At 36.8% G+C, this 24,715-nt stretch carries 23 protein-coding genes; 13 read left to right on the top strand and 10 right to left on the bottom strand.

Going from position 1 to position 24,715, the window contains the following annotated elements; translation table 11 throughout:
* Window positions 1–39: 39 nt before the first annotated feature.
* Together A6M55_RS17255 and A6M55_RS00645 are read right to left on the bottom strand one after the other, a co-directional pair.
* A complete protein-coding gene (locus A6M55_RS17255) occupies window positions 40–1,224 on the bottom strand; it encodes a group 1 truncated hemoglobin (protein ID WP_156510953.1) in 1,185 nt (394 codons plus the stop codon).
* A gap of 168 nt (window positions 1,225–1,392) precedes the next feature.
* A complete protein-coding gene (locus A6M55_RS00645) occupies window positions 1,393–1,821 on the bottom strand; it encodes a hypothetical protein (protein WP_064196125.1) in 429 nt (142 codons plus the stop codon).
* A 596-nt stretch (window positions 1,822–2,417) separates the two neighbouring features.
* Here A6M55_RS00645 and murB point away from each other — a divergent pair.
* Both murB and A6M55_RS00635 read left to right on the top strand, forming a co-directional pair.
* Window positions 2,418–3,434, top strand: a complete 1,017-nt coding sequence (gene murB, locus A6M55_RS00640; protein ID WP_064196124.1) for a UDP-N-acetylmuramate dehydrogenase — start codon at window positions 2,418–2,420, stop codon at window positions 3,432–3,434.
* Window positions 3,435–3,744: 310 nt separating this feature from the next.
* Window positions 3,745–4,455 (top strand): outer membrane beta-barrel protein, encoded by a 711-nt coding sequence (locus A6M55_RS00635; RefSeq protein ID WP_064196123.1) that lies wholly within the window; start codon window positions 3,745–3,747, stop codon window positions 4,453–4,455.
* A 94-nt stretch (window positions 4,456–4,549) separates the two neighbouring features.
* Here A6M55_RS00635 and A6M55_RS00630 read toward each other — a convergent pair whose 3' ends face one another.
* The gene (locus A6M55_RS00630) at window positions 4,550–5,002 is read right to left on the bottom strand and encodes a hypothetical protein (RefSeq protein ID WP_015029128.1); all 453 of its coding nucleotides are present in this window, start codon (window positions 5,000–5,002) and stop codon (window positions 4,550–4,552) included.
* A 158-nt stretch (window positions 5,003–5,160) separates the two neighbouring features.
* On the opposite strand from A6M55_RS00630, the gene A6M55_RS00625 reads away from it, so the two are divergent.
* Window positions 5,161–5,574, top strand: a complete 414-nt coding sequence (locus A6M55_RS00625) for a DoxX family membrane protein (protein ID WP_064196122.1) — start codon at window positions 5,161–5,163, stop codon at window positions 5,572–5,574.
* Window positions 5,575–5,646: 72 nt separating this feature from the next.
* Here the strand turns inward: A6M55_RS00625 and A6M55_RS00620 are convergent, their stop codons facing one another.
* Window positions 5,647–7,434: an acyl-CoA dehydrogenase gene (locus A6M55_RS00620; RefSeq protein WP_064196121.1), complete on the bottom strand. Its 1,788-nt coding sequence runs from the start codon at window positions 7,432–7,434 to the stop codon at window positions 5,647–5,649.
* A gap of 36 nt (window positions 7,435–7,470) precedes the next feature.
* The gene (locus tag A6M55_RS00615; protein WP_197491641.1) at window positions 7,471–8,004 is read right to left on the bottom strand and encodes a phosphatase PAP2 family protein; all 534 of its coding nucleotides are present in this window, start codon (window positions 8,002–8,004) and stop codon (window positions 7,471–7,473) included.
* Window positions 8,005–8,169: 165 nt separating this feature from the next.
* On the opposite strand from A6M55_RS00615, the gene A6M55_RS00610 reads away from it, so the two are divergent.
* The 7 genes from A6M55_RS00610 to accC all read left to right on the top strand — a co-directional run bounded on the left by A6M55_RS00610 (window position 8,170) and on the right by accC (window position 13,915).
* A complete protein-coding gene (locus tag A6M55_RS00610; RefSeq protein WP_015029124.1) occupies window positions 8,170–8,712 on the top strand; it encodes a DUF177 domain-containing protein in 543 nt (180 codons plus the stop codon).
* A gap of 99 nt (window positions 8,713–8,811) precedes the next feature.
* On the top strand, window positions 8,812–9,003 hold the full coding sequence (rpmF, locus tag A6M55_RS00605; protein ID WP_015029123.1) for a 50S ribosomal protein L32: 192 nt from the start codon (window positions 8,812–8,814) through the stop codon (window positions 9,001–9,003).
* A 119-nt stretch (window positions 9,004–9,122) separates the two neighbouring features.
* Window positions 9,123–10,064, top strand: a complete 942-nt coding sequence (gene plsX, locus A6M55_RS00600; protein WP_064196119.1) for a phosphate acyltransferase PlsX — start codon at window positions 9,123–9,125, stop codon at window positions 10,062–10,064.
* 112 nt (window positions 10,065–10,176) lie between these two features.
* Entirely contained in the window at window positions 10,177–11,163 is a 987-nt protein-coding gene (locus A6M55_RS00595; protein WP_015029121.1) for a beta-ketoacyl-ACP synthase III, read from the top strand.
* A gap of 51 nt (window positions 11,164–11,214) precedes the next feature.
* Window positions 11,215–11,787 carry an elongation factor P gene (gene efp / locus A6M55_RS00590; protein ID WP_015029120.1) on the top strand — a complete coding sequence of 191 codons (573 nt, stop codon included), beginning with the start codon at window positions 11,215–11,217 and terminating at the stop codon, window positions 11,785–11,787.
* Window positions 11,788–11,995: 208 nt separating this feature from the next.
* Window positions 11,996–12,481 carry an acetyl-CoA carboxylase biotin carboxyl carrier protein gene (gene accB, locus A6M55_RS00585; protein ID WP_064196118.1) on the top strand — a complete coding sequence of 162 codons (486 nt, stop codon included), beginning with the start codon at window positions 11,996–11,998 and terminating at the stop codon, window positions 12,479–12,481.
* Window positions 12,482–12,571: 90 nt separating this feature from the next.
* Window positions 12,572–13,915, top strand: coding sequence for an acetyl-CoA carboxylase biotin carboxylase subunit (gene accC, locus A6M55_RS00580; RefSeq protein ID WP_015029118.1), 1,344 nt, complete (start codon window positions 12,572–12,574; stop codon window positions 13,913–13,915).
* A 175-nt stretch (window positions 13,916–14,090) separates the two neighbouring features.
* Here accC and A6M55_RS00575 read toward each other — a convergent pair whose 3' ends face one another.
* Entirely contained in the window at window positions 14,091–15,347 is a 1,257-nt protein-coding gene (locus A6M55_RS00575; RefSeq protein WP_064196143.1) for a serine hydrolase, read from the bottom strand.
* Window positions 15,348–15,456: 109 nt separating this feature from the next.
* On the opposite strand from A6M55_RS00575, the gene A6M55_RS00570 reads away from it, so the two are divergent.
* A complete protein-coding gene (locus tag A6M55_RS00570) occupies window positions 15,457–16,722 on the top strand; it encodes an MFS transporter (RefSeq protein ID WP_064196117.1) in 1,266 nt (421 codons plus the stop codon).
* Window positions 16,723–16,923: 201 nt separating this feature from the next.
* On the opposite strand, the gene A6M55_RS00565 is transcribed toward A6M55_RS00570, so the two are convergent.
* The 4 genes from A6M55_RS00565 to A6M55_RS00550 all read right to left on the bottom strand — a co-directional run bounded on the left by A6M55_RS00565 (window position 16,924) and on the right by A6M55_RS00550 (window position 22,484).
* Window positions 16,924–19,536: an outer membrane beta-barrel family protein gene (locus A6M55_RS00565; protein ID WP_064196116.1), complete on the bottom strand. Its 2,613-nt coding sequence runs from the start codon at window positions 19,534–19,536 to the stop codon at window positions 16,924–16,926.
* 188 nt (window positions 19,537–19,724) lie between these two features.
* Window positions 19,725–20,414: a LytTR family DNA-binding domain-containing protein gene (locus A6M55_RS00560; protein WP_015029114.1), complete on the bottom strand. Its 690-nt coding sequence runs from the start codon at window positions 20,412–20,414 to the stop codon at window positions 19,725–19,727.
* A 76-nt stretch (window positions 20,415–20,490) separates the two neighbouring features.
* Window positions 20,491–21,534, bottom strand: a complete 1,044-nt coding sequence (locus tag A6M55_RS00555; RefSeq protein WP_015029113.1) for a sensor histidine kinase — start codon at window positions 21,532–21,534, stop codon at window positions 20,491–20,493.
* A 62-nt stretch (window positions 21,535–21,596) separates the two neighbouring features.
* Window positions 21,597–22,484 carry an AraC family transcriptional regulator gene (locus A6M55_RS00550; protein ID WP_015029112.1) on the bottom strand — a complete coding sequence of 296 codons (888 nt, stop codon included), beginning with the start codon at window positions 22,482–22,484 and terminating at the stop codon, window positions 21,597–21,599.
* 153 nt (window positions 22,485–22,637) lie between these two features.
* Here A6M55_RS00550 and A6M55_RS00545 point away from each other — a divergent pair, with 153 nt between their 5' ends.
* On the top strand, window positions 22,638–23,411 hold the full coding sequence (locus tag A6M55_RS00545; protein WP_015029111.1) for a hypothetical protein: 774 nt from the start codon (window positions 22,638–22,640) through the stop codon (window positions 23,409–23,411).
* 200 nt (window positions 23,412–23,611) lie between these two features.
* Window positions 23,612–24,673: an NAD(P)-dependent alcohol dehydrogenase gene (locus A6M55_RS00540; RefSeq protein ID WP_064196115.1), complete on the top strand. Its 1,062-nt coding sequence runs from the start codon at window positions 23,612–23,614 to the stop codon at window positions 24,671–24,673.
* Window positions 24,674–24,715: the final 42 nt, after the last annotated feature.

The following is a 24,715-nucleotide window of genomic DNA, read 5'->3' as shown; positions in this document are numbered from 1 at the left end:
TAATTTCGACTTATACTTCAATAAAGTCCTGCAACAAGTTTATTGCCCGACAATATCCGCCCTCATACTACCCAATGCCGTGAGTAACTCAATCTTTGCTTTTGATTGAACATTGAATTTCACTAACGACATCGTTAGGTCTTCAACCAACGCATTGAAGTGAGCATCAGTAATTTTCATACCTTTATGTGCGGTTTTCATATCAAGACCTGTGTATTTTTCCGAACCACCAGAAGCTTGTCCAACTTGATTGATTAGATTATTACGCAATTTCATCAAGCGTGCTGGGTCAGCGGCAGCGGCAGCAAAAAATGAATTAATACGTGTATCGGCTGCTACTTTACCAATAAAATCATCAATTACGGCCGAAATTCCTGCATTTCCTCCCAAACGAGCATAAAGTGGCGTAGAACCTTCTACAATATCACCTTTCATAGCTGCTAATGCTCCCAATAATTGATTTTTAGGTTTTGGCAAAACTTTAAACTTATCTAATGATTTTACCAAATCTTCAACCAATGCATTGAAGTCAGCCTCAGTAATACCCATACCTCTATGAGCCGTTTTCATATCTAAACCCGTATATTTCTCTGGCCCACCAGTAGCTTGCCCTACTTGATTAATCAAATTATTACGCAGCTTCATCAAACGAGCTGGGTCGGCAGCGGCATCAGCAAAGAAAGCATTGATTCTTGAGTCTCCCGCTACATTAGTAATAAACTGGTCGATAACTGCCGAAATAGCGGCATTTCCTCCTAACTGATTATATAGCGATGTACTTGGCTCCACAATATCAGCTTTCATAGTGGCTAAGGCTGTCAAAAGTTCTGACTTTTCTGTCATTGGTACACTAAACTTATCTAATGCTTTCGAAAGGTCTTCTACCAATGCATTAAAATCAGCCTCCTGAATATTCATACCTTTATGGGCAGTTTTCATGTCTAAACCCGTATATTTCTCTGGCCCACCAGTAGCTTGCCCTACTTGATTTACTAAATTATCGCGTAATTTCTTCAAGCGTGCGGGGTCAGCGGCAGCATCGGCAAAGAAAATATTAATTCGAGTATCGCTCGCCACATTCGTAATAAATTGGTCAATCACTGCCTGAATAGCGGCATTTCCCCCCAAACGTACATACAAAGACTTCGGGGGCTCTTCTTCGGTTTTCTTACAAGCAGTAAAAAATAATGCTCCTGCAAGCAGTAAATAAACACTTTTTTTCATGATGAAAAATTGGTTATAGATTAAATAAATAAAAATTAAACACAGCATTTTCCGAACATCAAGCTGGTAGATTGATGTAGTAAAGGCAATAAACTTTCTTTCTCGCAAAATTCTGCGAAGAGAAATTTAGCTTACCAGAAAATCTTGTGAAGCGAATAAAATCCTAACTTATCGTAGGCAAAGTGTGCGTTTCATGTTGGTAAAAAAATCAATGTATTCCATCGGTACGGGACATTTGGGTCCTTCCATCGCTGCAAAATTAATTTTTGAAGCCACGTAGTCTTTTTGCTGAACAAGCGATTTTAAGGTTTCTTCCGAAACCTCATCTTCATAATTAGTAATACTTACAGTTTTAAATGCTGGATTAACGGTGCAGGCCGTAACGCCTTGTGTTGAAGAAAGTTTTTGTGAAATTAGTGTGCTATCGGCCATATTTGCTTGTTTGTCTAAGCTAAATACGGCTAAGTGAATGGGCTTTAAGTCGAGTTTTTCAGAAAGTGGTGGTTCTTCCCAGTTAGCCCAGACCAGCATCGACACAAAAAATGTCAATACTAATGCCACTATCACTTTCGTGACTGCGAGAAGGTTTTTTTTCATTTTAGTTGAAGTTGAAATTTGTTATTTGTTCTTATCTACGGTAAAGTTTTAAAACTGGATTTAAGAATCTTAAAAATAAATTAACCTTTCTGAAGGATTTTCTGGAGAAGCCGCATTACAAGACAGGGCATAAAAAAAGGTAGTAAATTTAGATTTACTACCTTTTTTTATGCTTTAATAGCAACCTATTTCAAATATCTTTGATTATAGGTTTGAAATAGGTTGGGTTGAACACATCGCCGAAGCGAAAAAAGAGTTAGGTTGAATAGGGTAATGCAAATATAGTATATTTCTCAGAAAAAATATAAGACTCCAAAGTATTTTTAAAATAAATTAATAAAATTTTAACCAAAATCTCCTAACTTGCTAATTACTAGACACATCCAAAAATCGCTATTTTATCAAAATGGCATAAATACCTACGCAAAGCCATTTTCAAGAAGAATTCATATTGGTCTATCTATGCTAAAAGACACAACGCTAAACTTTTTAATCAACATTAAATGATTGTTTTATGCTTTATCACAGCAAGGTTTTGTAAAAATCGCTAACTTTGACGTTCATCTTAATAAACTTATTTCTTTTCTTATCGCTCAATGATTGTTCAAAAAGACGTACAACTGAAGCCATTCAATACATTTGGAATAGAAGCCACTGCAAAATATTTTGTTGAGGTTGAAAATCTTAGTCAATTACAAGCTATTCTTCAAAACCCACAATATCAATCAGTTGAACGCCTAATTTTGGGTGGTGGAAGTAATATGCTTCTAACTAAGGATTTCGATGGTTTAGTTATTAAAATGTCGATTAAAGGCTTAGAAATAATCAAAGAAACTGACGAAAATATTTGGATTAAAGCAGGAGCAGGAGTGGTTTGGCATGATTTAGTCATGTACTGTGTATCAAAAAACTATGCAGGTATTGAAAATTTATCGTTGATTCCGGGCACCGTTGGGGCAGCTCCGATGCAAAATATTGGGGCCTACGGCATCGAAATTAAAGAAGTTTTTGAAGAACTAGAAGCTCTAGAAATTGCAACTGGTGATATAAAGAAATTTGATAAACCAACCTGTAATTTTGGTTATCGAGAAAGCATTTTCAAACACGAAGGAAAAGGTAAATATATTATTTTGAACGTTACGTTTAAACTAAGTAAAAAACCAAATTTCCACGTAGAATATGGTGCGATAAAAGATACATTAGCCGAAATGAACGTAAACGAATTAAGCATCAAAGCAATCAGCGATGCCGTGATTCATATTCGTCAGAGTAAATTACCTAATCCAGCAGAGATTGGCAATGCGGGTAGTTTCTTCAAAAATCCTGAAATTCCTTCCACTCAGTTCAATATTTTAAAAGAACAGTTTCCAAATATTCCCTCGTATCCTGTCAATCAAACAACTATTAAAGTACCTGCGGGTTGGCTCATCGAGCAAGCAGGTTGGAAAGGTCAACGATTTAGCAATGTAGGCGTACATGCCAAGCAAGCTTTGGTTTTAGTGAATTATGGTGGTGGAAAAGGCTATGAGATCAAAGAATTATCAGAAAAAATACAAGCCTCAGTGAAAGAGAAATTTGGCATTCAGCTTTCAGCCGAGGTTAATTTCATTTAAAAAAATATACAGCCCCTCTCCTAACCTGTGAGGGGTTTCTTCAAATTTATTTAATATTTCTTAAAACATAAATTACTGATTATCAGCAAATAACAACTTCTACTAAAGAAATTTTTACATTTTTTATTTTTCTTCTGCAACCCTCCATCCTACTTCTTGCATCTACATTACGAAAAGCAAAAATTTTCAAAAACTTCTGCAGCGGTTTTTCAAACATAACTTGATAGTTGAAGCTTCATAACACTTCACTATCTACACACCAAATCAATCATTAACATTTAGCTTGCGGGTTGCCGCAATTAATAAAATTATGAAAACGCTTGTAAAAACAATCGCTGCTTTAGCTATGGCTATTACTTTAAATTTCGGAGCATTTGCCCAAGATGATGAGAAAGATTCAAGAGAATATACGCGTTCTTCGCATTTCTCGCCAAAGAAACATAATATGTTTTCACGTAAAGACTTTGGTATCTATGTTGGGCTAAATACTTACGAAAGTAAAACAATGCCTGAACTCGACAATTTACGTTCGAGATATGTAGCCCTCAACTGGAAGAAAAATCATCGCCTTATTACTGGCAATAATGTTGATGTGGCCCTTGGCACTGGCTTTGAGTTTGCTTGGAACAATTATATGATGAAAGATAATATTCGACTAATCAATTCACAGGCAGGAGCTGATTTTGTAGATGTAAAGCAAAATCTTGATAAATCGAAATTGGTCGTATCTAGTTTGAATATTCCGCTGATGCTTCAGTTTGGCTTTAAAGAAAGCCGTTGGAGTTTAGGAATTGGAGCTTATGGTGGTGCAAGAATCGGCAGTTATGTAAAAACTAAAGATGAAAACGGAACAAAAGAGCATTTCAAAAGTGCTTATAATCTTAATAAATTCCACTACGGCTTAGCCGCAGAATTAGGTCGAGAAGGATTTACCTTATTTGCCCGCTACGAACGCACACCACTTTTCAATGATAACAACCCAATCAATGGCAATGCCATTTCATTCGGAATTCGTTTGTAAAATTATAAGTTTTAAATGTGCCATACCTGTTCTCAGATAACAAAGTGTGGCACATTTGGTTAGTTTTGCCGTAGAGACGTTGCATGCAACGTCTCTACAAAACATCAAAATCAAACGCCTGAACATCGGGGGATACAAAAGCCAGTCGAGCTTCACGAGAAAGTAATTTTTCACGAGTATAGAAAGTAAAAGCAGCGGCACGGTCGCAGTACTTGCTTGTCAAGAAAGCGTTACAAACTTGCTCAAAACTCTGATTATTAGTTGAATACCTTTGCCAAAACTCATTCAATAACCAAACCCAAAATACCGTAATTGACTCATGATAACCACTCGAATCGGTGTTTTGCCCGCCAACTGATAAATTATAGTCCTTAATATTTTCTCGCATAGTATTAAGGGCTTCTTCATAACTAAAATTAGCTACATGCCACAACCCCGCAATCAAATGAGCTTCATGCGTCCATTCTTTGGCTGGTAATGTTTTTTTACGAAACCCATTAATAATATGGTCAAAATCGTTCTGAGAGGAAGGAATAAAATAATCCATTTCGAAATTTTATTTGGAATTTAGTCTCAATAAATAAAAAAATAGCAATAAATCAAAATATTGTTTTGTATTCATGCGATAAAAGAATTTCAATGAAGGTATATATATTGATAGCATAATAATTTCTAAATTTGCCCATCAACCAAACCATAAAACAAATGCACATTTTCGACCATACATTATTGAAAATCATTCAGGTAATGATTTCTCTCTTTGCTGGTGTACTTTTCCTTCAATCAGGCCTCGATAAAGTCTTCGATTTTAAAGGCAATAAAGGCTACATACAAAGTGTTTTTGCCAACACATTTCTAAGTAGGGTGTCGGGCTTACTATTTATCATCATTACAATTTTGGAAGTTTTGGCGGGAATGGCCTCTTTTTTTGGTGGCATTTTTCATTTCATTGAAGGACAAAAAGACTTTGCTATTTTAGGCTTAGAATTATCATTACTTTCGCTTTTTTGTCTTTTTACGGGGCAACGCATCGCCAAAGATTACGCAGGAGCAGCTTCGTTGGTAGGCTATTTTTTATTAATGGCTTTCGGGTTGTTTGTATTTGCTTTGGTGGGGTAAAAACGATGCCTTCGACTCCGCTCAGGCAACGTTTTTTGCGGTGGCTGAGCGAAGCCGAAGTCCCGCAAAATATCAAAACCAATCAGCTTGCATTTCTATGGTTACAGAATCAGTGCTTTGTAGGCGTTTTACGAGCGAATCTACTTTTACTAATTCATATTCGTAGAAATACCTTAAAGTGGCCAATTTGCCTTGATAAAAGTTTTGGTCAGTATCGTGTGCTTCGGCCAATTTTCTTTCTGCAACAATCGCTTGGCCCAGCCATTGCCATGCAATCGTGATGATACCAAACATCTCTAAATACAGGGTAGCATCAGCCAAATATTTCTCTATTTCACCTTTTCCAGCCAAGCCCAATAAATAACCCGTTGCTTGTTGTGCTTTTGCTAAATATTTTTGAAGTTTTTCAACGAATGGCTGTAAGGCGGGAATTTGGGCAGCTTCATTCATTGTTTTGGACACCTCTTCAAAGAAAATCTGTGCAGCTTTACCGTTATGAATTGTCAGCTTTCTACCCAAAAGGTCAAGCCCATGAATGGCCGTTGTACCTTCATGAATTGGATGAATACGTGCTTCACGATAATATTGTTCAACTGGAAAATCGGTTGTATAACCCGAACCACCCAAAACCTGCACCGCCGCACTGGTTGATAAACAGCACATTTCAGAAGGATATGATTTTCCTACGGGTGTAAGTAAATCTAGTAATAATTCGGCACGTTCTTTTGCTTCGCCAGTTTCTACCAAAATCAAATCTGATAATTTACTACAGAATAATAACAAACCTAAAGAACCCTCTACCACTGCCTTCTGAAACAACAACATTCGCTTCACATCGGCATGATTGATGATGGTTATTTGAGGTTTTGTTGGGTCTTTTTCTGAAATTTTTCTTCCTTGTGGACGCTCCTTTGCGTACGCCAACGACGAATGATAGGCGGCTGTACCGATGGCAGTAGCATTGAGGCCAACACCGATACGAGCTTCATTCATTAGTTGAAACATATAGTTGAGACCCTTGTGTGGTTCGCCAACTAAATAACCCAAAGTACCATCATTGGAGCCAATACTTAAATGAGCTATCGGAGCTCCTTTATAGCCCATTTTATGGAAAATTCCAGCCGTAATTACATCATTATCAATTAGTTCTCCATTTTCTGGTCTTTTTTGAGGAACCACAAAAAGTGAAATCCCCTTCGCTCCTATCGGCCCACCTTTTATTTTTGCAAGCATCAAATGCACCACATTTTCACAAGCATCGTGGTCGCCTGCCGAAATAAATATTTTTTGTCCTTTGATTTTATAAACACCTGCCTCGTCGGTTGGCTCAGCTATCGTTGAAATATCCGAAAGCGAACTACCCGCATTAGGCTCTGTCAAGGCCATTGTACCTTGCCATTTACCCGAATACATATTAGGTGTAAATCTATCTATCAATTCTTGCGAACCAAACGTACGAATAAGATTTGCAGAGCCACCACTCATGAACGAAAAAATACTCGAAGAATAGTTGGCTGCTTGGAAAATAAAACCTGCGGTGTTTAACACCGTAATTGGTAATTGCTGCCCCCCTTCATCATAGCGAAAAGCAGCGTTTACCCAACCATCATCGCCCATTTTCTTAATGATGGCTTTCATTCCTTCATGAATCCTGATTTTTCCATCGACCAACTGAGGTTCTTTTCTATCCATTTCAGTTAGTAAAGGATGAAGCATTTTTACGGCAATACTTTCCGCCGCATCGAGCACCATATCAAACGATTCTCGGTTATGGTCTTGAAAGTATTCATATTGGCTAAGTGACTCGCTATCAAGAACTTCGTAAAGATGAAACTGTAAATCTCTTTTTGAAAAAAACATAGGTTTATAGGTTGATACGTGTAAATAAAATATATTTTAGGCTGAAATTTCTTCTTTTTTATAAAAGAATTTTGCCATCACAACCACTACAGCTACCCCCAAAATACTTCCGGCAAAAACATCTCTAGGAAAATGCTGGAAAAGATACATCCGAGAAAATCCCACCAACATTGCCATCACTAACAAGATGATTGACAATGATGTTTTTCGAAATACTATTGCACAAAAACAAGCGAAAGCAAAAGCGGTAGTTGTATGCCCAGAAGGAAAACTTTGCCAATGGTGCATCGTGACGCCTTCTACCAAATTAATGGCTCGACCACTATTTTGATAAACCTCTATTGGGCGTGGATGATTAAATATGTTTTTGAGAATCAAGGATACCAAAACCTTTAATATCCAAGAGATTAGTAAAAACTTTACAATAGCTGTTTGCTTGACTTTTTTTACGAAATGTCGGTAAAGTAACGCCAACAACAAAATCAACCAAATTGTGTCTTCACCGAGGGTTGTGACAAACCTAAAAAAAGCATCAAGCTCCAAGCTATGGTGCTGATTTATAAGAAACATCAGGTCTGTTGGGCTGGAAATTAGTTGCAAAATCGCACCAAAAAGCACCCAAACAAGGAAAAAAATAAAAAATAAACGATTATTAGTAAGTATTTTAAGCATTTTCTCTAAGAAACTTTCGTAATTCCAAAATTAGCCGTAAATTTGCAACCTTTCTGTGAAAACGTGAGCAAGATACTATCAAAATACGATATTAACATTCAAGGACTCGAAGAAAAGGTTCATTCGTTTGAATTCGAGGGTGATGATAAGTTTTTTGAAGCATTCGGACAAGTATTTATTTCGAAGGGCAATTTTAAGGCCATCGTGAAACTTACCAAGAATGCTACATTGCTTCAGCTTGATTTTGATATAAAGGCGAACATCGAACTCATCTGCGACCGCAGCCTTGAGCCTTTCGAAGAGCCTATTGAGTTGAAGGAAAGATATATTTTTAAATATGGCGACCACCACGAGGAAATCACCGATGAAATTGAAATGATTCCTTTCGGGCAAGCCACCATCAACATTGCCCAACACATCTATGATTTTATTTGTGTGTCGCTCCCGATGAAGAAGCTTCACCCAAGGTTCAGAGATGATGATTTTGATGAAGATGGGCTCTTGGTTTACTCATCTGACCCAGAAGAAGAGAAACCAGAGGAAAAAGAGCAAGAAATTGACCCACGTTGGGCAGCTCTTGCGAAACTCAAAATGAATGATAATTGAGGTACGATTTTGACCACAGCCACAAAAAGCTGTAAATTACCAATTTCGCCTCTATCTTATAAAAATAAATTTGTTACATAGTTAATTGTTAATAGTAAAATGGCACATCCTAAGCGAAGACATTCGACAACCAGAAGAGATAAGCGTAGAACGCATGATTCTTTGACAACTAAATCATTATCAGTAGATGCTACTACTGGCGAGATTCACGTTCGTCACCGTGCACACGTATTCGAAGGTAACTTATATTATAAAGGCAAATTAGTTGCTGAAGGCTACCAAAAAGCTTAATAATATCTTGTGGCTGGATACTGGTTACTTACCAAAAACAATTTATAAGTTTTCCTTATAGAATATACCAGTAGCCGTTACCCAAAAACAAATATTTACTCAACCAAGAGATTGCTTTTATGAAAATTGCCGTAGATGTTATGGGGGGTGATTTTGCTCCCAAAGCCATCGTCGAAGGTGCTGTCATGGCCGCCAACCAATTATCCGAAGGTATAAAATTGGTATTGATTGGCAAACAAAGCATAATGCTTGATATTTTACGAACAATGAAATATCCTGCTCATGCTATTGAAATGGTCAATGCTGACGATGTTATCGAGATGGGAGAACATCCAACAAGAGCTTTTTCTCAAAAACCCAATTCCAGCATTGGAGTTGGGTTTAAACTTTTAAAAGAGAAACAAGTCGACGCCTTTTGTAGTGCCGGAAATACGGGTGCTATGATGGTAGGGTCACTCTTTACAGTAAAAACTGTTGGAAATATCCAACGCCCACCTATAGCAGGGTTTCTTCCTCTCAAAAGCGGTGGTTATAGCCTAATGCTTGACATTGGTGCTAACGCCGACTGCAAACCAGAAGTTTTGGCAGAATTTGCCGAACTTGGTTCACTTTATGCCAAATTCTCATTTGGAATTGAAAACCCTAAAGTTGCTCTTCTCAATATCGGAGAAGAAGAACAAAAAGGTTCAACCGTTGTACAAGCAGCTCATCAGCTATTGAAAATCAATAAGAAAGTCAATTTCATAGGTAATATTGAAGGTCGTGACTTATTTGATGGAAAAGCGGATGTGATTGTAACTGAAGGTTTTACTGGAAATGTGATTTTCAAAATGGGAGAATCGTTCTACGATTACGCCGCATCACAAGGAATCAAAGACTCACTCATCGACCGTATGAACTACGAAGTGATTGGTGGAAGTCCGATTATTGGCGTGAAAGGTAATGTAATTGTGGCACATGGCATTTCTTCACCAGAAGCTATCAAAAATATGATTTTCTTGGCTGTTCGTCAGGTAGAATCAAAAGTTACTGAACATATTATTGCTTCATACGAAGATTAAGAAGGTCTTACCGGAAGGTCTGACCTTCTTAATTTTATACGTAATTGTAAGTTTTAAATTTCATCTTTTCACTAATGATGGTCTGTTTTCTAAACCGACCTTTAATACATAAATGAACTTAAAAGCAGCTATCACTGGTATTCATGGCTATGTGCCAGAAGATATTTTGACCAACGCAGATTTAGAAAAATTGGTTGATACTAACGATGAGTGGATTACTACTCGAACGGGTATTAAAGAACGCCATATTTTACGAGGAGAAGGCTTGGCCACTTCATACATGGCTTCAGAAGCAGTGAAAGGCTTACTTGCGAAAACTGGAACTAACCCAAAAGACATTGATTTAGTTATTTGTGCGACGGTAACTCCCGACTTTATGTTTCCTTCAACTGCCAATTTGGTATGTACACAATGTGGGATTCCTTCAATCGGAAGTTTTGATATTTTAGCCGCTTGCTCAGGTTTTTTATATGCACTTTCAGTTGGTACTCAATTTATTGAGTCTGGCCGTTATAAGAAAGTAATTGTTATTGGAGCAGATAAAATGTCGGCCATTGTTGATTATACTGACCGTACCACTTGTGTATTATTTGGCGATGGTGCTGGTGCTGTATTACTAGAACCTTCAACTGATGAAAATGGCATCATTGATTTCTTGCTTCGTTCTGATGGAACAGGTGGCGACCACCTCATTATGAAAGGTGGCGGTAGCCGTTATCCAGCAAGCCACGAAACAGTAGATAATCGCTGGCACAATATTCACCAAGAAGGACCTTCGGTATTTAAGTTTGCCGTAACAAACATGGCAGACGTTTCAGCAGAAATCATGGAACGTAATAACTTAACTGGTGATGATATTTCGTGGTTAGTACCACATCAAGCAAATAAGCGTATCATTGATGCTACCGCTCGCCGAATGGGTATTGGTGATGAAAAAGTAATGCTGAATATTCATAAATATGGCAATACTACTGCTGCTACAATTCCGCTTTGTTTATACGATTACGAAAAACAACTCAAAAAAGGAGATAATCTTGTTTTAGCTGCTTTTGGTGGTGGATTCACTTGGGGAGCATGTTACATTAAATGGGCTCTTTAATTAACCCCACAAATTATATCTAAGGAATAAATAAATAAGACATATTTAGTAATGGCAACAACCGCAGATTTTAGAAATGGTCTTTGTTTAGAATGGAATAATGACCTTTATTCAATCGTAGAATTTCAACACGTAAAGCCAGGAAAAGGCCCAGCTTTTGTTCGAACTAAGCTGAGAAACATCAAAACTGGTAGAGTGATTGATAATACTTTCACCGCTGGTGTAAACGTAATAACTGCCCGCATCGAAAAGAGAGAATTTCAATTTCTTTATAAAGATGAAGATGGCTATAACTTTATGGAAACCGATACTTTCGAGCAATTTAATCTTGACGAGAAGATGGTTCCACAAGCCGATTTGATGAAAGAAGGCCAAGCTGTTTCTGCTTTAGTGCACGCTGAAACTGAAACTATCTTAAGCATCGAATTACCACAATATGTTGAACTTCGTGTTACTTATACAGAACCAGGCTTAAAAGGCGATACAACTACCAGCCCAAGTAAACCTGCAACTGTTGAAACAGGTGCATCAATCAGAGTTCCACTTTTCATCGAAAATGATGAATTGATTCGTGTAAATACAACAACTTACGAATACGATTCACGTGTGAAAGAAGGCAAATAATTGCTAATTATTTACATGTAAGAAACAACAAGAATCGCTTGAGTCAAGTTTTTAAACATATCACAGACGATACCTCCTCTACCGAATCGCCGAAAGCTGCTTAGATTAAAACTGTAGGGCCGCTTTCTAATATTCTTTGTAGGTATCGTCTTTCTTTTTACATTTGTACGAAAAATTACTCTATAACCACGAATAATATCTACCTTTCATGGAAACAAAAGATATCCAAAAACTAATAGATTTTATATCTCAATCTGGCTTAGACGAAGTTAATATCGAAACTTCTGAGCTAAAGTTAGCTATCAAACGCTATTCAAATACTACCCCTGTGGCCGTAGCTCAACCAGCTTACGTAGCTCCAGCTCCAGTAGCCGCAGCACCTGTTTCAGCCCCAGCCGCCGCTCCAGTTGCTACTCCACCAGCAGCACCTGCTCCTGCAGCCGAGGCAAGCAATTTAATTACGATTAAATCACCAATGATTGGTACATTCTACCGCTCTCCTGGCCCAGATAAAGAAAACTTCGTGAACGTAGGTGATGAGGTATCGGCAGGAAAAGTTGTTTGTATCATTGAAGCAATGAAACTCTTCAACGAAATAGAATCAGAAGTTTCGGGTAAAATCGTTAAAGTATTGGTTGAAAATGCAACTCCAGTGGAGTTTGACCAACCTTTGTTCTTGGTTGAGCCTAATTGATTTGAAGGCTTGTAGCAGGTAGTCGAAAAGCTTATTGGCTTTGTGTACTACTTTGACAACTCAAATCCATAAATTTCAAATCAGAAACCTATGTTCAAAAAAATATTAATAGCCAATCGTGGCGAAATCGCCCTTCGAATCATTAGAACTTGCCGTGAGATGGGCATTAAAACAGTAGCAGTTTATTCTACTGCCGACCGTGATAGTCTGCACGTAAGATTTGCTGATGAAGCTGTTTGTATAGGCCCAGCTCCAAGCCGCCAGTCATATTTGAATATTCCAAATATTATCTCGGCTGCCGAAATTACAAACGCTGACGCCATTCACCCTGGCTACGGATTTTTATCAGAAAACGCTGAGTTTTCAAGAATTTGTGCTGAATACGGCATTAAGTTTATTGGTGCAACAGCCGACCAAATCAACTCAATGGGAGATAAAGCAACTGCTAAAGCTACCATGAAAAATTCTGGTGTACCAGTTATCCCAGGTTCAGAAGGCTTACTTGAGTCGGTTGAAGAAGGTATTCGTTTATCAGAGGAAATGGGCTACCCAGTAATCATCAAAGCAACTGCTGGGGGTGGTGGCCGCGGTATGAGAATTATCAATAATTCATCTGAATTCCAAAAAGCATGGGACGACGCCAAAATGGAGTCGGGTGCAGCATTTGGAAATGATGGCTTATATTTAGAGAAGTTCATCGAAGAACCTCGCCACATTGAGATTCAAGTAGTAGGCGACCAAAATGGTGTAGTTTGTCACCTTTCAGAGCGTGATTGCTCGATTCAACGTCGTCACCAAAAATTAGTTGAAGAAACTCCTTCTCCGATTGTTTCACAAGAACTACGTGAGCAAATGGGTGCGGCAGCTATCAAAGGTGCAGCGGCTATTGGCTATGAAGGTGCGGGTACAATAGAATTTTTAGTTGATAAATACGGAAAGTTCTATTTCATGGAAATGAATACTCGTATTCAGGTAGAACACCCAATTACGGAAGAAGTAACAGATTTCGACTTAATTAAGGAACAAATCAAAGTAGCAGCAGGTGTACCGATTTCGGGTAAAAACTACTTCCCGAAATTATATTCGATGGAATGCCGTATTAATGCCGAAGACCCTATCAATGGTTTCCGTCCATCGCCTGGTAAAATCACTAACTTACACTTCCCAGGTGGGCATGGTGTGAGAATTGATAGCCACGTTTATGCAGGTTACACCATTCCTGCGAATTACGACTCAATGATTGCCAAACTTATTGTTACTGGTCAATCGAGAGAAGAAGTCATCACGCGTATGAAACGTGCCTTGCAAGAGTTTGTGATTGAAGGTATCAAAACTACCATTCCATTCCACATCAAGTTGATGGATGATGAGACTTTCAAATCGGGTAAGTTTACTACTAAATTCTTAGAAACCTTCGATTTTAGTCAACTATAAGAATATTTAGTCCTAAAAAATTTATCTCGGATTAAATTAAAATCATATTATATGAACCTCGAAAGTAGTCACTTTCGAGGTTTTTTTATTTAAATTTTCTATTAATAAATTTCAACATGCTATTCGTTGAATGAATAAAAACATACTAAGAATTTCGGAATGATTCATGTTTAAATTACTTCAATTTTGTTAAGGATTGATAAACCAAAACTTTAAATTTTTCGCCCAAATCGGCATAACTATTAGGATATTTTTGTGTGAGAAATATACCCACAATATTTTGTTTTGGGTCGACCCAATAACTTGTTCCGAAAATTCCACCCCACTCATAATTTCCTTCTGAAACTGGCAAACGAGCTGCTTCTTTTGAAGTAGCGAGGGCAAATCCTAAACCAAATTTTCTAATACCTACATTTACCTCACCAATTTGGTTAGTAGTCATTTGACGAATAATAGCGGGCGATAAAATATCTTTTCCGTTAAGGCTTCCACCATTTAAAAGACATTGTAAAAATTTGGCATAATCTGTTGCCGATGAAGATAAACCACCTCCACCAGACATAAATCCAGTTTTTTGTCTTGGAAAATTCTGTGAACTTTCAGGAGCTTTTATCAATTTACGGTTTTGGTCTTCGGCGTAAAGTGTAGCTAATTTATTATGTTTTGATTCTGGCAGATAAAAGAAAGTATCGGTCATGTTCAATGGGGCAAAGATTCGTTCTTGGAAGAATACATCAAGTGGCTTTCCAGAAACAATTTCTACTAAATAACCTAAAATATCAGTATTCAAACCATAGGTAAAACGTTCGCCGGGTTGGTGCATCAATGGCATTTTGGCTAAGTTATTGGCAAAATCTGCCAATTTGAGATTAGGGTCTCCTAAACCATTTGAAATCTTATTTTTGGCATAAATAGCATTGGCTTCTTTTGTGCCAATTCCTAAATAACTAATGCCTGAGGTATGAGTCAATAAATCTCGAATTGTAATTTCTCTTTTAGCAGGAATAGAAGTAAAAGAACTATCGGCCTCATTGAATTTATCTAATACAACTGGCGATTTAAAGGCAGGAATGTATTTTGAAATGGGCTCATCTAGCAAAATTTTCCCTTCTTCATAAAGAATCATTACGGCTGTGCTGGTAATGGCCTTGGTTTGTGAGGCAATTCGCACGATGGCGTCTTTCGAAAGTTTTGTTTTGGTATTTATATCATCATAGCCAAATGATTCATGATATACCAACTTGCCATCACGCATGACTAATGCGATAGCACCTGCAAGACGCTCTTTCTGAATATAATCATTGACAACTGTTTCGATACGTTTTAGGCGAGTAGAACTCATTCCTACCGATTCGGGAAGGGCTTTTTCAAGGTTCTGTGCAAAACCAAGCGTGCTAATGAATACAAAGAATAGTAAGATTGTTTTTTTCATAATTATTGAGCGTTGAGAGAAAGAAATGATTAAAGACTTTTTAAACATAGAATAGAATTATTTCAATAAATATTATTAATTTGCAAATACCTCTTTTGACAACTAATGTATGAAAAATATTCTAAACGACCATTCATATCGTTACTTTGTGTTAGTAATGCTAACCTTAGTTTATGTTTTTAATTTCATTGACCGACAATTATTAGTCATTCTCCAAGAATCAATCAAACATGAATTAAATCTTACTGATACACAGCTTGGATTGTTATCGGGGTTTACATTTGCACTATTTTATGTCACTTTAGGCTTGCCTATTGCCCGAATAGCTGATAAGGGAAATAGAAGAAATATCGTAACAATTTCTCTTGGATTATGGAGCATCATGACAGCCGTTTCGGGCTTAGTTCAAAACTTTTATCAATTACTTTTAGCTCGCATTGGCGTAGGTATTGGTGAAGCAGGCGGTAGCCCGCCCGCCCACTCAATGATTTCCGATTATTTTCCCGCTGAAAAACGAGCAACCGCTTTATCTATTTATTCAACAGGAATTTACTTTGGCATTCTCATTGGATTTTTAATTGGGGGTTATCTAAACCATGAATTAGGCTGGCGAGTAGCATTTTTTGCCTTAGGTATTCCAGGAATTGTATTTTCATTGTTATTCTACATTTCGGTAAAAGAACCTAAACGTGGAGCTTCTGATGATTTAAAAACTGAAACCGAATCAGTAAGCATAATTACCGTAGTTAAGTACTTATTTGCAACAAAAACTTTTGCTTATTTGGGTCTGGCTACTGCATTTCATGTATTTTGTTTATATGGTGTTTCTAATTGGGCTCCTTCATTTTTGAGTAGAATACACCACATGCAAAGTAGTGAAATTGGTGTTACGCTTGGTTTACTATTTGGAATAGGTGGAGCTTTGGGTACATTTTTAGGTGGTTATCTGACCGATTTATACGGCAAAGAAGATAAAAGTTGGTATTTACGTATTCCAGCCATAGGTGCATTAGTATCAAGTGGTTTGGCTGTTGGGGCATTATTTATTGAAGATAGAAATGTGTCACTGGCATTTATGGGCTTATGTGCCTTGATGCAAAGTGCTTATTTAGGGCCATCTATCGCTGTTTCTCATAGCCTTGTACCTGCCAATATGCGAGCCTTGACTTCTGCTATTTTATTTTTCATTCTCAATATCCTTGGTTTGGGCTTGGGTCCATTAACGGTCGGTCTTTTGAGCGATTGGCTTACGCCAACTTATCATTCAGAATCTATCCGTTGGGCAATGTCGATTATTATTTTCATTGAAATTGTGGCTAGTACTTTCTTCTTTATTGCTGCAAAAAAATTATCGATTGATTTATCTGAAAAATAGGCTAATATTCTGTAGAAAAACGCACATCCGTGGGCTTTAAAAACACGATTGCCATTATGTAAAAGACTGGTGGTTCTTCACGTATTTAAGATGCTCAATTTTTCTTACATTTAAAATCCCCCTTGAGTAGAAACCAAGGGGGATTTGTATGATAATCATTTATTTATAGATTGCCTATTTCTCTTTAGAATATCCTAGCAATTATTGCATTTGCATTCCTTCCATTGAGTTGGTATTATTGTTTTTCTTAAACATACTCATATCCATTTTTCCGAAACGAATCGACAGGTTTAACTTTACCATTTGTGGGTTAGTCAGGCGATAATATGTTTGTGAGAAACCTTCACCGTAAGAAACTTGGGTATTACCACGTGTACGGAAAATATCGTTTACTGAAAGTGTCAAAGAAGCCAAATCATTTTTCAGGAATGTTTTCTTCACTGCGAAATCAACACCATAGAAAGGTTTGATATAGCCTTGTGATGAACTTTGAGCTTGACTCATTGGCGGGCCAAATCCTTGATTTTGAGTAACTGGCATATTTGTTTTTCCTTGATAATCGCCCGAAAGTTGAATTACCCATTTTTTCGGCAAATTGAAGTTGTTGTTTAATTTCCCGAAAACTGTCCAAAGTGCTGAAGTGGCTACTGCATTATCAATATTATCGGTATTAATTTTTGAATTATAAAAATTGATATTGGCCGTCAAATCCCACCATTTTTGCACCTTATTGGTATAAGTAAACTCTGCTCCGTAATTGATACTCGAATTAGCATTGATATAAGTATTAATCAAATCTAGTTTCCCACTAATCGGATTTATTTCTTGATTCAAATATCTAGTTATCAGGTTATTGGTATGTTTATAATAAGCCGATGCCAAGAATGTGCCTGTACCTTGCGATTTACTATAAGAAATTTCGCCAGAAGTTGTAAACTCAGGTACTAGATTGGCATTTCCACGGGTGATATTTAAGCTATCGCTGTAATCAATAAACGGAATTAATTGGAAAAAATTCGGGCGATTAACTCTGCGAGTAACACTTAATTGTAATTGGTCAGTTTTTGATAAATTCTTGCTAATAAATACCGATGGAAATAAACTAATCGGGTAGCTATTACTAAAGTTTTGACCAGTATTCAACAATTTTCCTTCATAAGAAGAGCTCTCAGCTCTTAAACCAACTTTATATGAAAACATGGTACTTACTTTACCCGAAACAGAGGCATAAGCGGCATACACACTATTTTTGCTATCATAATTGGCCGATGCTGAAGTAATATTTTTATAAACATCTGAGCCAACTGCTTTCAGCGAATTATCATTGATATTTTGCAAATTATTTATTTGAACTCGGATACCCGTTTCAAGGTTCATTCCATTCTTAAATGGCTTTGTATAATCAGTTTGGAAAGTCATAAATTGATTTTCGCCATTACCAATATTTCTCTGAATTTGAGTACCCGTAATTTGGTTCGAAGCATTGTAATAATTAGTTGTATAAACACCATTCATTGCATTTTTGCCACCAAAATAGTTAAAATCCATCGAAAGTTCTTCACCAGAAGTTGGGAAATTATGTTTTAATCCTAATTGTAAACCTCGTGGTTTGAAACTACGCTCTGACTCCGACAAACGATTACTTACAGTAGTTTTACCTGAAGTGGTATTTGTGATTAAGATATCTTCCGATGGTCGAAATTTACCTCCCGCAATCACAGTTCCTACTGAAAGTGTCGTACGATTCGAAATATTATAATCTACTCCCAAACGTCCGAATGTCATCATCCCTTTGGTTTTACTCTCAATGTCTTGCATAACATTTGAGTTGATGCCCCCAATACTGCTTGTACGCTCGCTATTTCCTTCGGTGTTGTTTCGCATACGCATATTCATACCCATAAGCGTAACATTCCATTTTTTCTGACGAACACTGATACTTCCCATTGCATTTGAGCCACCAAAACGGTCGGCACCGATATTAAGCATTCCGTTGTAGCCGCTCTTTTTATTCTTTTTCAGAATAATATTTAAAATACCAGCCATACTTCCTGAAGCATCGTATTTAGCAGATGGATTAGTAATTACCTCTACTTTCTCAATGGCATCGGCAGGAATTTGGTCGAGCGATAAAGTTGTTGGGCGACCATCAATAAAGATTGTTGGGGCAGCATTACGAAGTTTTACATTTCCATCAATATCAACTTGTAATGAAGGAATATTTCGCATCACATCAACGCCCGTTCCGCCAGCCGTTACGATGTTTTTTTCTACATTAAAAGTCTTTTTATCAATATCCATTTCAAGCAATGCCTTTTGAGCCGTTACGGTTACAGCATCTAAAACTTTGGTATCGCTTTCTATCTTGATATTGCCTAAGTCTTTATCAAAAGCCGCCATCATTTTTGCAATCATTGCAGGGTCTGGTTGTTGGCCTGCTTTAGGTGGCGTCATTCCTTCCATTTTAGGCATGGCAAAAGCCACTGGCAATTCAAGGGTTTTATATCCTACCGAACTGATTTTTAATTTCAACTTTGCCATTACTGGTACTTCTGAGAAATTAAAATCTCCATTTAGCTCCGAACTTTGAGCTTTTACCAATACATCTTTACTTTGTTTGGTAGCGTTATCGAAAGTTGTTTTGAGTAATACAACCGATGCAAATTCAACTGGTTTGCCTTGCTCATCAACAATTTTTCCGAATAATTTTCCTTCTGGCATTTTTGCTCCTGCTGGAGCACCGCCTGTTGGCATTTGAGCAAAACTCGTGATTGTGATAAGTGCCGTAAAAAGAGCAGATAATAACCTTTTCATTTTCATAAAAATTTATGTTTGAGTAGCCTCTGTTTATTGTTGTTTCAGAAACATGGCTCAAAGGTGAGAAGGATTGTTGACTCAATCAACGATTTGTATATCTGTGAAGATGAAGTGTATATCTGTGAGAAAGAATAGTTTCGTAGAGACGTTGCGTGCAACGTCTCTACGGGGAATCTAGAAATTTTTTACCCTTTGATATTCTCGATATACGTCTTTCCAACTGGCAATTCGATATTAGAGAGAAATACTTTCGAATGCTGAAAAGAAGTGATTTTTTGTTTGTTAATAATAAACGAATTATGAATTCGAGCGAAGGTTTTTTCGGGCAATTTACTTTCCATTCCTCGCAAATTACTTCTAGTGAGCACTGGGTGAACTCTATTTTCTAAATAGATTTTAACATAATCTTTCAGGCCTTCGATGTAGATAATTTCTTCGAAAAGTAGCTTCACTTTCTGATATTCAACGTTTATCAAAATATAGTTTTCTTCAGTCTCAATTTTGAGTTTTTCTCTGAAATACAATTGGTCTTCTGCTTTCTTGAGTGCTGCGGCCAAACGCTCTTTTCTGATAGGTTTCATCAGATAATCAATGGCGTTTAACTCAAACCCCTCAAGAGCATATTGATGATAAGCCGTTGTGAAGATAACTAAAGGAGGGTTTTCGAGGTTTCGGATAAACTGCGTACCAAGCATTTCAGGCATCTGAATATCAGAAAAAATGAGGTTAACTTCATGTGTTTTTAAAAAATCAGGCACATCAAGAGGACTATTGAATTTTTCGAGCACTTCTACATTCGAAAAATCCAATAAATCATCCTCTAAAATATTCAACGCAAATGGTTCGTCGTCGATTAATATACACTTGATTTTCATAGTGACAATGAAAAGTTTTTTAACATCCCCCTACCCCCTTTTGCTTTTTCGCACATAATCCTACGCACAAGGGGGATTATGATTCTAAAATTAATTTCAAATTCACCTCAAAATATTCATCATTATGGGTAATCTTAAGTTCATGTTTATTTGGATAAAGCAATTCCAAACGCCTTTGAATATTGGTTAACCCAATTCCTTCATTCTGAATATTGGCTTTCTTTAATAAAATCTTGTTTTTTGAGTAAAAGGTTAGTCCATTAGGTAGCGTACTAAATTCAAATACAATATCTGGAGCATTCTTGCTATCAATGCCATATTTGAAGGCATTTTCCACAAAATGTATGAAAAGTAGTGGTTCTATCAAGTAATTTTTAATGTTTTCATCTACTTTAAAAACTACATTTCCTTCAATTGGCAAGCGTAGGGTTTGAAGTTCGATAAAATTACGAAGGTGTTCTATTTCTCGACTAAATTCCACTTTCGAGCCTTCTACTTCGTAAATAATGTATCGAAGTATTTCTGAAAGTTTCATAACTGATTCTTCCGACTGCTCAGATTTTTTACGTATCAACCAACGGATATTATTGAGTGTATTAAACAAGAAATGTGGACTAATCTGTAACTTAAGCATGTTAAGCTCGGCCGTAGTTTTTTCGAGTTCGATTTGCTTATTAAGTTCTTTCTGATGAGCTTGTTCATCGTATAAAAAGAGCATTGTACTTGTAAGAATACACAATGAATAAATAATTGTTGGTCCAAAAACTAATCGGATAAATAGAATATTTTTTTCTTGTAAATGCTTCAATTCGTCTTCGGGATTAAGCCGAAAGAAAAGATAAGTCATAACAATATAAATGCCCAGCACCAAAAGAATCAGAACAAAGAATTTAATTCGAGCTTGTTCAAAAAAGAATTTTGGAGCAATATAATGGAGGTTTGAATAGAAGGCCGTTGCTAAAAATGCTATGTTCAGGAAGTGTGTTTGAACAAAGTAGAAATTTAACTCTGATAATTTTTGTGGCTGATACAAATAACCTATAAAGGGCAAGAACAACAGTATTGTCCACGAAATGACATGCGAAAAATAGGGTTTGATGGCTCTCCTTATCATAAACATTTGTTAAAGAAAGACAATATTAGTGATTTGGATTTAATTTATGTATTTGGAATATCTAAAAATCAATTCAACCCTCGATATTCCAAGGGAGACACCCCCACTTTTTGCTTGAATAATCGCGTAAAATGCTGTGGATATCTAAAACCCAATTCATACGAAACCTCACTTATTGACTTCGATACATCTAAAACCTGCTCTTTAGCCAGCTCTAAAAGCTTTAGATGAATAAAATCTTGGGCAGAATTACCTGTCTCTTTTTTTATCAAATCGCCAAAATAATTAGCCGAAAGATTAAGCTCATTGGCAAAATGAGCCACCGTAGGTATCCCACTAATTTTCAATTGTTGACTTCTCAAATATTCATTTAATTTTTGCTCGAATTGTTCGATAATTCCATGATTAGCGTGTTCACGAGTGATAAACTGGCGGTCGTAGAAACGTGTGCAGTATTTCAACAATAACTCTAGATTGGCAATGATAATCTTTTTACTGTGTTTATCAATATTCTGGCTCATTTCTGAGATAATATTGGCGTAGCAATTATCTACAATTTGTCGCTCTCTATCTGAAAGATGCAGTGATTCATTCAATTCATAGCTAAAAAATGAGTATTCATGAATTTGTTTACCGAGCGAAGTCCCTTTCAATAAATCAGGATGAAAAATAAGTGCTTTACCATAAGGTTGGTGCATTTCTCCTAATGGCTCGCTTCCGATTATTTGATTGGGGCCAATAAAAATCATCGAGCCATCTGAATAATCGTAAAATTTATTACCATAACGCATTTCGCCACAAATCGTTTCCTTCGTAATAATAGCATAGAAATCAATTCTGGCTTTGTGTCTCGGAATGAGGTCAGATTTATTCAAATCTACGTAATTAATAAGCGGATGTAAGGTCTTATTATTAAAGTATTCGCTGTATTTTTTGATGCTATCGAAGATAATCATGGGCTTTTTTATTCAAATCTATATAAATAAAAAATGAGTTGTTTGCCTATCAGTAAAAATGGTAAGTGAAACCGTAAAATGTATAAGAAAAATAGGTCTTAGTGAGATTAATTTTGCATTGGATTTTTCCGACACTACATTAAAACCTTAGAAATGAAACATTTAAACACTATTATTTATTCTTTACTCCTTGTATTTTCTTTTCAAATAACTTTAGCTCAATCGACCGATAGTACAAAAAATATTACCAATTTTTCAGGAAATGTAGGCATCACGACCAATGGTTTTTCGATTATCCCTTCATTTTCACTGAATAGCCCTGCTGTAACCACTCAATTATCTTGGCGAAAAAAACGATTTAGCTTCGACCCAGATATACGTTTAAAACCTGATATTACTAAAGGTGGAATGATATTTTGGCTAAGATACCGCATAGTTGATAATAAAAAATTTGGGTTAAGGCTCGGTGTACACCCTGCATTTAATCTTATTCGTAAACAAATTACAGAAAATGGTGTGAATAAAGAAATTACTCAATTCCTAAGATTTGCGGCTTTTGAGCTTGTTCCGAGCTATCAAATTTCGAAAAAATTGGGGGTAAGTGCTACTTATCTTCAAGGACACGGTTTACAAAAAGATGGGCCGCATTTCACAAACGTGCTATTTTTAAATTCAGCCATTACTAATTTAGGGCTTTCTGAAAATCTTCGACTAAACTTCTTTCCTTCGGTATTTTTCCTGCAAACGGATGGCTACCGAGGTAATTATTTCACACTTACCACTGTTTTAGCTCATAAAAAACTACCATTTAGCTTAAGTTCGAGCATTAACCAAACCATCAAAGCCAATTTACCGGGCAATAAAGATTTTATGTGGAATGTGGGATTAAATTATAATTTTAATAAGTATTACAAGAAAGCTAATTAATGTAAAAATATAAACCGCAGATAATGCAAATTTAAAAACCTCTGATTTACGCTGATTTTATTATTTTTCAGCGTAAATCAACGTCATCTGCGGTTTAAAAGATTATAGTGCCCGTAATTCAGATTACGTAATTTTGAAATTATTTGAGTATTATCTGGACATTATCTCTAATTTTATCAAAAAACAACTTTTTAAACCAAATGAGTAATACAAAATCAAGAGGCTACGCAGCCTTCGATACTTCTGGTGTACTGAGTCCGTGGGAATTTGAACGCCGACCAGTAGGTGATAATGACATTTTAATAGATATAAAATACGCCAGCATTTGCCATTCAGATATTCATACCATGTTAGGTGATTGGGGGCCACAACAATATCCACAAGTACCGGGGCACGAAATTGCTGGTATCGTAGCAGCTGTTGGTAAAAATGTTACAAAATTCAAAGTCGGCGACCGTGCGGGCGTAGGTTGTATGGTTAATAGCTGTATGAACTGCGAAAGTTGTAAGCACGGAGAAGAACAACATTGCGATAATGATGCTACTGTTTGGACTTACGGAAACCCAGAAGAAACCTCTCCCACAGGTATTACACAAGGTGGGTATGCTAACAATATAGTTGTCAGAGAACACTTTGCAGTACATATTCCAGAACATATTAGCCTTGATAAAGCCGCACCGCTACTTTGTGCAGGTATTACGACCTATTCGCCATTGATGAAAGCCAAGGTCAAAGCAGGTGATAAAATTGGAGTAGCAGGCATAGGCGGACTTGGACAAATGGCCATAAAATTGGCAGTAGCAATGGGTGCAGATGTATATGCTTTTACCTCAAACGCCACAAAGGTGACAGAAATAATGGCATTGGGAATAAAAGAAGTGGTGGTAGTAGACAAGTTATCAAAGCTAAAGCCTTACAACAAAACTTTAGACTACATGATTTCTACCATTCCTGTTCAGTTCGATATTGCAGCCTATTCATCAGTTGTAAAACCTTATGGGTATTTTACGCAAGTGGGAATGCCTGTAGGAGCAAAAATGGCTTTGAATGTCTCAGCATTATCTCGAACACGCGTCAACTTCAATGCTTCATTGATTGGTGGAATTGCCGAAACACAAGATGTGGTTAACTTCTGTGCAGATAATCAGATAGAACCTGATACTATAAATATTACTGCCGACCAAATAAACGATGCTTGGCAGAAACTCATCAATAATCAAGCGAGCCACCATAGATATGTAATTGATGCGGCGAGTTTTTGATATGAAATAAAAACGTTGGCAGAAATTAAAATCTGCCAACGT

This window comes from Emticicia sp. MM (genome assembly GCF_001649495.1).
The sequence above is the reverse complement of the archived record's forward strand: the minus strand, read 5'-3'. Positions and strand labels throughout refer to the sequence as shown.